Origin of the sequence: Megasphaera sp. DJF_B143, assembly GCF_900320625.1 — a bacterium.
Taxonomy (GTDB): domain Bacteria; phylum Bacillota; class Negativicutes; order Veillonellales; family Megasphaeraceae; genus Megasphaera; species Megasphaera hexanoica.
In genome coordinates this window covers 1-10652 of record NZ_ONTA01000160.1, presented here as the reverse complement: position 1 = coordinate 10652, position 10652 = coordinate 1, and the positions used below count along the sequence as shown (strand labels likewise).

The 10652-nt window shown below is 50.4% G+C and carries 11 protein-coding genes; all 11 read left to right on the top strand.

Annotation, left to right across the window (positions count from 1 at the left end; genetic code table 11):
* The coding region (cysS, locus tag DBO31_RS04850; RefSeq protein ID WP_150824576.1) for a cysteine--tRNA ligase at positions 1 to 1101 on the top strand (1101 nt) is incomplete at its 5' end.
* Positions 1098 to 1574: a Mini-ribonuclease 3 gene (locus DBO31_RS04845; RefSeq protein ID WP_113855641.1), complete on the top strand. Its 477-nt coding sequence runs from the start codon at positions 1098 to 1100 to the stop codon at positions 1572 to 1574. The genes cysS and DBO31_RS04845, both read left to right, overlap by 4 nt.
* A 12-nt stretch (positions 1575 to 1586) precedes the next feature.
* On the top strand, positions 1587 to 2339 hold the full coding sequence (rlmB, locus tag DBO31_RS04840) for a 23S rRNA (guanosine(2251)-2'-O)-methyltransferase RlmB (protein WP_113855642.1): 753 nt from the start codon (positions 1587 to 1589) through the stop codon (positions 2337 to 2339).
* Positions 2336 to 2863, top strand: a complete 528-nt coding sequence (locus tag DBO31_RS04835) for an NYN domain-containing protein (protein WP_113855643.1) — start codon at positions 2336 to 2338, stop codon at positions 2861 to 2863. The genes rlmB and DBO31_RS04835 overlap by 4 nt, the downstream gene beginning before the upstream one ends.
* Positions 2864 to 2875: 12 nt before the next feature.
* Positions 2876 to 3568 (top strand): RNA polymerase sporulation sigma factor SigH, encoded by a 693-nt coding sequence (gene sigH, locus DBO31_RS04830; protein ID WP_059075367.1) that lies wholly within the window; start codon positions 2876 to 2878, stop codon positions 3566 to 3568.
* Between the two features lie 44 nt (positions 3569 to 3612).
* The gene (gene secG / locus DBO31_RS04825; RefSeq protein WP_059075366.1) at positions 3613 to 3849 is read left to right on the top strand and encodes a preprotein translocase subunit SecG; all 237 of its coding nucleotides are present in this window, start codon (positions 3613 to 3615) and stop codon (positions 3847 to 3849) included.
* Positions 3850 to 4032: 183 nt separating this feature from the next.
* Entirely contained in the window at positions 4033 to 6360 is a 2328-nt protein-coding gene (rnr, locus tag DBO31_RS04820; RefSeq protein WP_150824575.1) for a ribonuclease R, read from the top strand.
* 12 nt (positions 6361 to 6372) lie between these two features.
* Positions 6373 to 6840 carry an SsrA-binding protein SmpB gene (gene smpB, locus DBO31_RS04815; protein ID WP_150824574.1) on the top strand — a complete coding sequence of 156 codons (468 nt, stop codon included), beginning with the start codon at positions 6373 to 6375 and terminating at the stop codon, positions 6838 to 6840.
* 14 nt (positions 6841 to 6854) lie between these two features.
* A complete protein-coding gene (locus DBO31_RS04810; RefSeq protein ID WP_200817462.1) occupies positions 6855 to 7238 on the top strand; it encodes a hypothetical protein in 384 nt (127 codons plus the stop codon).
* A 30-nt stretch (positions 7239 to 7268) separates the two neighbouring features.
* A complete protein-coding gene (gene polA / locus DBO31_RS04805; RefSeq protein ID WP_150824573.1) occupies positions 7269 to 9851 on the top strand; it encodes a DNA polymerase I in 2583 nt (860 codons plus the stop codon).
* 10 nt (positions 9852 to 9861) lie between these two features.
* Positions 9862 to 10652, top strand: a 791-nt coding sequence (mutM, locus tag DBO31_RS04800; protein WP_150824572.1) for a bifunctional DNA-formamidopyrimidine glycosylase/DNA-(apurinic or apyrimidinic site) lyase, incomplete at its 3' end; no start/stop codon positions are given.

Sequence of the window (10652 nt, the reverse complement as noted above, 5' to 3'; positions counted from 1 at the left end):
GTTTCGGAACACATGGATGAAATCATCCACATGGTCCAGACCCTCATCGACAAAGGCTATGCCTATGTCATCGACCACGACGTCTATTACAGCGTCGAAAAGTTTGCCGATTACGGTGAATTGAGCGGCCGCAGCCTCGACGACATGATGGCTGGCGCCCGTATCGAAGTCGATGACCGCAAACATAATCCCATGGATTTCGCTCTCTGGAAGGGAGCAAAGCCGGGTGAACCTTCGTGGGACAGCCCGTGGGGACCAGGCCGTCCGGGATGGCATATCGAATGCTCGGCCATGAGCAACAAATATCTTGGTGATACCTTTGATTTCCACGGCGGCGGAAGCGATTTGATCTTCCCCCATCATGAAAATGAAATTGCCCAGTCAGAAGCGTATACAGGCAAGAAACCGATGGTCAAATACTGGCTGCACAACGGGTTCATTACCATAAATTCTGAAAAGATGAGCAAATCTCTGAATAATTTCTTCCTCGTCAAAGACGTACTGGAACATTACAGTCCCGATGCCCTGCGGTATTTCCTCATTTCCAACCATTACCGCAGCCCGCTTGATTTCAGCGACGAACGATTGGAAGAAATGACCCGCAGCCTGGAACGCCTGGGCACATCGATTGACAACGTTCTGGAATTGCTGGCTATGCCCGCCGGTGCTAAATCGGATACATCAGCCCAGCTTCTGGCCGATGCGAAAAAGATTGAAGAAGACTTTGAAGAAGCTATGTGCGACGATTTCAACACCGCTCTTGCCAGCGCAGCCATGTTTGAACTGGCCCGCAAAGTCAATATTTATAAAGATGCGGTCCTCAATAAGAACGTTCCTGTCGATTCGTCCGTCGTTTCTGAAGTCAAACGGATTTTTAAGACTATGACCGACATCCTCGGTATTTTGGAAGACCGCTGGAATGGCAATAAAGGCGAAGCCAGCAATAAGGACTACAACGACCTCATGGACCTCATCCTGGAAGTCCGTCAGGAATGCCGGGCCCAGAAACAGTATGCTCTGGCCGATGCTATCCGCGATAAGCTGGCTGCTCTGGGTATTACCGTAGAAGATTCTCCTCAGGGAGCGCGCTGGAAAAAGTGAAATTCAGACAACTGCAGGCATTAAAAAAGAAATCTTACGCCGCTTTTGCTTCGGGAGTCCGTCTGGATGTCCCCGAAGCAGAACCGGCGCAGCTGGACCCCATTTCCTTGGCTTTTGTTGGTGATGCCTACTATGCGTTATATATGCGTCGTCATCTCGTCGGGACGGGGATACCCAACGTGCAGGTACTGCATACACTGGCAGCCGAGTTCGTGTCAGCCAAAGTGCAGGCCATCATATACCGTCAGATAAAAGAAAACCTGAATGAAGAGGAGCAGTCCGTCTGTCAGCGGGCACGTAATGCCTATTCCCAGACACCGAAAAGTGCTTCCGTTGCGGAATATCATGACAGCACGGCCTTGGAAGCACTCGTCGGGTTCCTGGTCCTGTCTGACCAGAAGGAACGGCTGCAGGCCGTCATGGAACAGATCTATACACATACACAGGAGTATTGCCGCATGGCACATCCCTGATGAGGAGATACTATGAGTAAGGAAAGTATGATTATCGGCCGCAACAGCGTGACAGAGGCGCTGCGGGCAGGCCGGTCTATTTCAAAAATCTATCTGGCGGCAGGCAATCAGGCACCGGCTCTGGAACGCATCCGGGAGCTGGCTGGTGAACGGGGGATTCTCATCGAAAACGTTCCTCCGAAAGTATTGCACCGCCTGGCTCCGGATGAACGCCATCAGGGCGTCGTAGCTATGGCAGCGGCCATTGACTTTGCTGATCTGACCGATGTACTGGCCGATGTTGAAGCGAAAGAAGAAGTTCCCTTTCTGGTGCTACTCGATGGCATCGAAGATGTCCATAATCTGGGGGCTATCATCCGGACTGCCGAATGTGCTGGTGTCCATGCCGTCCTGGTACCGAAGCGGCGCAGTGCTCCCCTGAATGAAACGGTGGGAAAAACGAGTGCCGGCGCTATCGAATACATGCCTATCGTACCAGTTGGAAACAGCACGCAGCTCCTGAAGAAGCTGAAAAAGCGGGGCTTCTGGATTATCGGTGCCGATATGGATGGCACGGTGGATTATTTCCATAGCTCATTGACGGAGCCCATTGTACTGGTCATCGGCAGTGAAGGCAGAGGCATGTCGCGGCTGGTCAAAGAAACGTGTGATGTGCTGGTACAGATTCCCATGTTCGGTCATGTCAACTCTCTTAACGCGTCTGTGGCGGCGGCTTTGCTCATATACGAAGCCGTGCGGCAGCGGCAGGCGGTGACACAGCCGTGAAAGATTTATTGGTAGTAGATGGATATAACATTATTTTTGCCTGGCCGTCTTTACAGCCCCTGGCCCGGGAATCGCTGGAACATGCCAGGGAAAAACTGATCGACATACTGGCCAGTTATGGCAAATCCAAGGGATATATGCTGGTACTTGTCTTTGATGCCATGTATACGGAAGAGACAGAAAAGAGCATGAAACTGGGCCGCGATTGCGAAATCATCTTTACGGACAAGGAAGAAACGGCAGACAGCCGCATTGAAAAACTGGTCTATGAACACCGGAATGAACGACGCAGTATTTACGTTGCGACGTCCGATGGTCCGGAACAGAACCAGATCCTTGGCACTGGCGCTTACCGCGTGACTGCGCGGGAACTGGCAGAAGATGTACAGCGCAGCCGGCAGGAAATGAAGCAATATGAGCATACGAATGTTCTCACAGAGGGCAGCAGCCGCAACGAAGTCGTATATCATGTAAAGAACGGTGATGTCCTCGAAAAACTGGAGAAAATCCGCAGATCAAAATAAGAAAGCAGGTACATGCGGTCAATGAAACAAGCGATGATGAAAAAAATGGACAGATTCAAAGATCTGACTGATGAAGAAATTGTCCGCATGGCACAGGAAGAGCATGATGCCGGAGCGACCGATTATATTGTCCACAAGTACAGAAATTTTGTAAAAGCCAAGGCACGCTCGTATTTCCTCATCGGAGCAGATAAAGAAGATATTATTCAGGAAGGCATGATTGGCCTGTATAAGGCAACCCGCGATTTCCGCGGCGATAAACAGGCGTCGTTCCGGGCCTTTGCCGACCTCTGCGTGACAAGGCAGATTATAACAGCTATCAAGACGGCGACGCGGCAGAAACATATTCCCCTCAATTCGTATGTATCCCTGAATAAACCGATTTACACAGATGAGTCGGAACGGACACTGATGGATGTCGTTTCGGCAGCTCCCGTTTCAGATCCGGAAGAACTCATTATCAGCCGGGAAAATTTTGCAGATATTGAACTGAAAATGAACGAAGTCCTGAGTGATCTGGAATGGCAGGTGCTGATTGCCTATCTGGAAGGCAAGTCGTATAATGAGATGTCCCAGGAGCTTCACCGCCATGTCAAATCCATTGATAATGCGTTGCAACGGGTCAAACGGAAACTGGAACGGTATCTGGAAATGCGGGATAAGGAAAATAATGGGAAAGAACCTATTGATAGAAAAGAGAAATGAGTGTACAATAGTACCGTTAAGTGTGTTATGTGAGGAGGATTATTGTGATTACCGCATTAGAAATTATAGTAGTCATTTTGGCATTGCTGATTATCGGTGTCGTTGTCGCTCAGAAAAGTAAGACACAGGGGATGGGTGCCGGCTTTGGCGGTGGTGCTGAAGACTTATTTGGCAGCAGAGCCCGTGGTATGGATGCGTTATTGTCCAAGCTTACGATTATCTTGTCAGTTGCCTTTACGATTTTTACCCTTGTTCTGGGAAGACTGCTGAACACATATTGAGCCGGATACAGGAGAAGCGGCGTGATGACGGATGTGTCTCACGCAGGTTTTCCTTTGCTTTAAACTTCAAACGTAACAGAGGCTGTCTTACCGGGCAGCCTCTTTTTTCTACACACGATGATCCTTCACGATGACGCAATACGGAAATTTTGTATCATCATTCCCTTTTTACTGGAGAAGATAATGGATAAACAACTCGCTCATGATATAATAAATATATGTAGTAAGACTGAAGAAGGTGCCACTGTTGAAGATTGTGCCGAGCAATTGGATTTGAAAGGCGGACAACTGGCACAGCTGTTTACGGCTTTTGATGAACTGGCAAGGAGTGGTGTGCTTATGAGAATCGCTGGCGAGCGATACCTGGCAGCACAAAAAAGTGCGGAAATTACAGGTATTTATAAAGGATATACGAAAAATTTCGGGTTCGTCATCACTAATGACCTGAAAGAAGATGTTTACATCACCGAATCGAACCGTCATACGGCCATGAATAATGATAAAGTGCAGGTCCGGCTGTTGCAGAGCAGCCGCGGACACAGGCAGGAAGGGGAAATCATCCGCATTATCGAACGGGCCAATACGACCGTCGTCGGGACCTATGACCGGCAGCAGAACTGTGGGTTTGTCATCCCCGACGATGAACGGCTGCGGGAAGACATTTATGTCCCTCTGGATAAGACTCTGAATGCGAGAAGCAGCGCCAGAGTGCTGGTCAGGATTACCCGCTGGCCCGAAGAAAACCGGAAAGCGGAAGGTGAAATTGCGGAAGTCCTGGGATATGACGGAGATAAAGACCTGGATATCAAGGTCATTATGGCCCGGCACGGACTGCCTTTTGATTTTCCGGAAGCCGTCAAGAAAGAAGCCGAAGCCATCAATCAGACGGTCGTACCGACAGCGGACAGACGGGATTACCGGGACCGGAATCTGATTACCATAGATAGCGAAGATGCCAAGGACCTCGACGATGCCATCGATGTCGTCCGCCTTCCCAACGGGAATTACCGTCTGGGCGTCTATATTGCTGATGTCAGCTGGTATGTCCGGCCCCAGTCGGCGATAGACCAGGAAGCGTACAACCGCGGTACTAGTGTCTATCTCGTAGACCGGGTCATTCCCATGCTGCCGACCGTACTTTCCAATGGCATCTGCAGTCTCAATGCCGGCCAGGACCGCTATTCCATGACCTGCGTCATGGAAATCGATTCCCAGGGACAGGTCGTCCATGCCGACATCGGTCCGGCTGTCATCCAGGTTAAACGGCGCTGCAATTATCACGAAGTAAAAAAAGCACTCCTCGAAGGCATCGTTCCCGATGATCTGCGGCCTTTTATGCCGATGCTCCGGGAGCTTCGGGAATTATCAGATATTTTAAAAGCCATGCGCCTGCGCCGCGGGGCTATTGATTTTGATTTCCCGGAATACAAAGTCATACTCGATCCCGATGGCAAACCACTGCGGTTGGAACGCCGGGACCGTTCCATTGCCGAACAGATTGTCGAAGAAAGTATGCTGATTGCCAATGAAACCGTTGCGTCCTATCTTCGTGACAGTGGCAATCCCAGTGTGTACCGTATCCATGAAATACCGGAACCGGAACGGCTGGAAATGATGCGGACCGTCCTTTCCAGTTTTGACCTGCCTGTACCCGATGCCGATGAGGTGAAACCGGCCGATTTCCAGCAGCTCATCGAAAAATCGAAGGGTACCGATGCTGAAGCGGTCGTGCAGACGATTGCCCTGCGCTCCATGCAGCAGGCGCGTTATTCGACGGTCAATGCCGGTCATTTCGGCCTGGCCTCGGAATGTTACACTCATTTCACGTCACCTATCCGGCGGTACCCGGACCTGATGGTGCACCGCCTCATCCGCCAGTTCCAGAGCGAAGGGAAGCTGACAGAAAAAGAAGCCAGTCTATCCCTGTCTTTCCATACACAGGCCGCTGACCAGGCCAGTACGCGGGAACGGGTCGCTGTGGAAGCGGAACGGGAGACGGATGACCTCAAAAAGGCAGAATACATGGTGCCTTTTGTCGGTGAAGCCTTCGATGCCCACATAACGGGTATTACGTCATTCGGGTTGTTTGTCGGTCTGGAAAATGGTATTGAAGGATTGATTCATATATCGCTGCTGACTGATGACGATTATGAATTCGATGAAGCGTCCTATACGATGCGCGGCCGTCTCGGAGGTCATGTGTACCGTCTGGGCGATTCCATAGAAGTTACTCTGGCAAAAGTGAATACCGACCGGTGTGAAATCGATTTTGTACCGGGCCGGGTCGATTCACTGGAAGATTTGCAGCAGCGCATGGCGGCCAGTATGGAAAAGAGACATCATCGCAGTAAGGAAACGACGAAACGGGACTGGATGAATGATGCCGGTCATAAACCGGGCAAGAAAGATAAAAAGGGAAAGAAAAACAAGAAAAACAGCAGAGTAAAGAAGAGCGGCCGCAAGACAAAGAAGAAGAAAGCCCGCAAAGGCCGCAAGACGGGCAGAAAGTAGAGGAACCACGCGTTGGCAAAAGGAACGAGCGGGGTAAAATATATTGCGGAAAACCGCAAGGCCCGTCATGATTATTTTATACATGAAACGTACGAAGCCGGTATTGCCCTGACAGGGACGGAAGTTAAGTCCCTGCGTCAGGGAAAGGCAAACCTGAAGGATAGTTTCTGCCGCATTGAGCATGGGGAATTACTCCTGCTGGGAATGCATATCAGTCCGTATGAACAGGGGAACCGGTTTAATCATGATCCCCTGCGGACACGGCGTCTTCTCATGCATAAGTATGAAATACTGAAATTGTTTGGCAAGACAAAAGAAAAGGGATATACTCTGATTCCGCTGAATCTGTATTTAAAAAAGGGAAAGGTAAAGGTAACAGTGGCCCTGGTCAGTGGTAAAAAACTGTATGATAAGCGTCAGGCCCTGGCCGAAAAAGAAGCAAAACGCGATATAGAACGGCGCATGAAAGAACGGCGCTGATGAGGAGGAATACCATGAAATGCCGCTATTGTGATAATGAAGCAGTCTATCCGGACGGACTTTGCGAACGCTGCCACCAGGCAGAGGTAGAAAACCGCGGAGCTTCTGTCTTGTCTGATGACGAACGTGATAATTTCAAAGGACAGACCATTAACGAAGACGGCACTGTCTATGAAGAAAAAAAGGAACAGGAAGAAAGTCAGTCCAATGTCCATATTTATATGACTCACGGCCTGCCCCTGCGCATCAAGCTGGCCATCGGCTTTATCATTTTCTGTGTCCTGGCTATTATCATCAGCGCACTGGGCTTCTTGATACTGGCATTGCCGTATCTGCTGGGAGGTGCGGTCATCGTCTTAGTGTATCAGATTGTAAAAACGCTGCTGCGCCACCGTTAGGGGACGCTTACGCAGAGGATAGAGGTTAGTATGAAAGATAAAATTGCCATCATCGATGGAAACAGCCTGCTATACCGTGCATTTTATGCGATTCCCGTACTGACAGACAGTCAGGGGAACTATACAAATGCCGTCTATGGCTTTTTGAACATGCTTTTGAAGCTGTATGAACAACTGGACCCGAAATATGTAGCCGTAGCATTCGATAAGGATAAACATACTTTCCGTAATGAATTGTACAGCGAATATAAAGGGACGCGGAAACCGGCTCCCGATGAACTGCGCCCACAGTTTGCCCTGATCCGCGAAGTGCTCCAGTGCCTTGGAATATGTATCCTGGAACAGGAAGGATATGAAGGGGACGACATCATCGGCACACTGGCACGGGGACTGGAAAAAGAGAATCTCGATATTGCCGTCGTCACAGGAGACCGTGACGCATTGCAGCTTGTCGATGACAGTGTGACCGTTCATCTGACGAAAAAGGGGATCACCAATATGCTGGCCGTGACGCCGCAGGTCATGGAAGAAGAATATGGCTATACGCCGGCTCAGGTCATCGATATGAAGGCACTTATGGGAGATACGGCAGATAATATCCCCGGCGTGCCCGGCGTAGGAGAAAAAACGGCATTAAAGCTGATTTCCCAGTTTCACAGTGTAGAAGGCGTCTATAATCATATCGACGATGTAAGCGGCAAAAAGCTGAAAGAAAAGCTGAGCATGAATAAGGACTCGGCGTTTCTTTCCAAACAGTTGGCTACCATCCGCTGTGATGTGCCATTGACCTATTCCCTGGATGATTTTGTACCACAGCCGAGGGAAGAAGATGTGGCTAGTCTGTTCCGTCAGCTCGGATTCAAGAATCTTCTGGAACGGTTTGCTTCGTTTGACCGGTTTTCTCATATTGCTCCTAAGGCGGACGCGGTGACGCTGTCATATCTCGATCGTTCCCGATGGCAGCCGGAAAAGCTTTCCGGCATGACTGTAGCCGTGGAAGCCCTGTATGATGCGGCACTTCCCGTGCCTCATGTAATCTACCTGTCTCTGGCAACAGCTGATGGCATCCTGCAGATTCCCGGTGAAGACGCTGCTAAATGGCTGGCTGCTCTTTCAAAAGCAGGCCTGGTCATTACATCGGATGGCAAGAGGCTTTCGAAAACCGTATGGGCTGCCACGGGGAAAAAACTTCCCCTGGCCGATGTCACTCTGGCGGCATATTTGCTTGATCCGACGCGGACTGCGTATGGCCTGACCTATTTATCGGAAAAGTTTGCCGTGCCGCTGGCTGAAAATCCGGAAGCACCGGATACGGTGCGCTGTGATGAAGGAGCTGCATTTGTGTATGCTCTCTGGCCAAAAGAAAAACAGTCTCTGGAAGAATTTAAGCTGGATGAGTTATATCAATCCATCGAAGAACCGCTCATCCATACGCTGGCTGTCATGGAAATGAATGGCTTTGCTGTCGATGAAACGCGCCTGCAGGAAATGGAACGGGAACTGTCACTGAAAGCTGATGAACTGGAACAGTCTATTTATGACGATGCGGGTGAAGTGTTTAATATCAATTCCCCCAAGCAACTGGGGCAGATTCTGTTCGAAAAGCTGCAGCTTCCGGTCATTAAAAAGACGAAGACGGGATATTCAACCGATTCTTCCGTACTGGAAGAACTCCGGGACAAGCATCCCATGATTGATAAGATTTTACAATTCCGGGCGTTAAAGAAGCTGATTTCCACGTATCTCGAAGGATTGGAACCTCTTATTTCCCGGGAAACAGGCCGGATTTATACGTCCTTTAACCAGATGGTCACGGCGACGGGACGCCTTAGCAGTTCCGATCCCAATCTCCAGAATATTCCCATCCGCACGGAACAGGGGCGGAAAATACGGTCCCTGTTCATACCGGGAGAAGGATATGACTACATCGTCTCTGGCGATTATTCGCAGATTGAACTGCGCCTGCTGGCTCATTTGTCACAGGATCCGACGATGATAGACGGTTTTAAAAAGGGACAGGATATCCACCGGCGGACGGCATCGGAAGTGTTTGGCATTCCTCTCGACGACGTGACATCGGAACAGCGGTCCCATGCCAAAGCCGTCAACTTCGGTATCATCTATGGAATCAGCGACTTTGGCCTGGCCCGCAATATTTCCATCTCCCGCAAGCAGGCCAAAGAATATATTGAATCCTATTTTGCCCGCTACAACTGTGTCCATGGATATATGGAAAAACTGGTCTCCGAAGCCCGGGAAAGCGGGATGACTCATACCATGTTCGGACGTATCCGGGCATTGCCGGAAATCAACAGCAAGAATTTCACCCGCCGTTCCTTTGCCGAACGAACGGCCATGAATACGCCTATCCAGGGAAGTGCCGCCGACATTATCAAGCTGGCTATGAATGCCGTACAGGATGAATTGGAACAGCGCGGCCTCAGAAGCCGGATCCTCGTACAGGTTCACGACGAACTGGTTCTGGAAGTGCCGGAGGCGGAAAAAGCAGAAGTAGAACGACTGCTGAAAGACACGATGGAACACATCGTCGAACTGTCTGTCCCCCTCGTAGTCGATATCCACAGCGGTTCTAACTGGGAAGAAGCAAAGTAGGTGAACCTATATGCCTGAATTGCCGGAAGTAGAAACGATACGAGGTTTCATCGATGACCATATCAGAGGGCAGATGATTACTCAGGTAGAGACGGATTTGCCACGTCTCATTCGGAACACGACGGCGGACCGCTTTGCCACTGCTTTAACAGGACAGACCATTGAAGGCGTGAGTCGTAAGGGAAAGTATCTATTTATCCACTGTAGCGGCCCCTGGTCGTTTCTGGCCCATATGCGCATGACGGGTAGTCTGCTCTATGAAGACCATCCCGGTAAGTATGCCGGCCGGGCTGTCCATATCACGTTTACTCTCAGCCAGGGATGGCTGTTATACCGGGATATCCGTACGCTCGGCTGTCTCTGGCTCGTTCCCTCCCAGGGACCGACGGGTATCAAAGGCTATGACAGCCTGGGGCCGGACGCAATTGGTACCGAATTTACAAAAGCATACCTGTACGGCCTGTTGAAACAGACCAGCCGGCCTGTCAAAACGGTCCTCATGGATCAATCGAAGATAGCCGGACTTGGTAATATTTACGTAGATGAAGCCCTGTTCCGGGCGGGCATCCGGCCCATGCGCCATAGCGATAAAGTCACGAAAAAAGAAGCGGTCCGTCTTCATGAAGCCATCGTCGCCGTCCTCCGGGAAGGCTTGGAACACGGTGGCACAACAATCCGCAACTTTATCAGTGGCAATGGCAAAGAAGGACAGAACCAGGACAACCTCCGCGTCTACGGCCGGGAAGGCACGCCGTGTACGGTCTGCGGCACGACTATCGAATACACGAAACTGAACGGCCG

What these genes read in the sequence shown, in the direction of transcription:
- rnr (WP_150824575.1), top strand. Translation starts at nt 4,033, where the DNA reads ATGGATAAACAACTCGCTCATGATATAATAAATATATGTAGTAAGACT.
- sigH (WP_059075367.1), top strand. Translation starts at nt 2,876, where the DNA reads ATGCGGTCAATGAAACAAGCGATGATGAAAAAAATGGACAGATTCAAA.
- polA (WP_150824573.1), top strand. Translation starts at nt 7,269, where the DNA reads ATGAAAGATAAAATTGCCATCATCGATGGAAACAGCCTGCTATACCGT.
- DBO31_RS04810 (WP_200817462.1), top strand. Translation starts at nt 6,855, where the DNA reads ATGAAATGCCGCTATTGTGATAATGAAGCAGTCTATCCGGACGGACTT.
- rlmB (WP_113855642.1), top strand. Translation starts at nt 1,587, where the DNA reads ATGAGTAAGGAAAGTATGATTATCGGCCGCAACAGCGTGACAGAGGCG.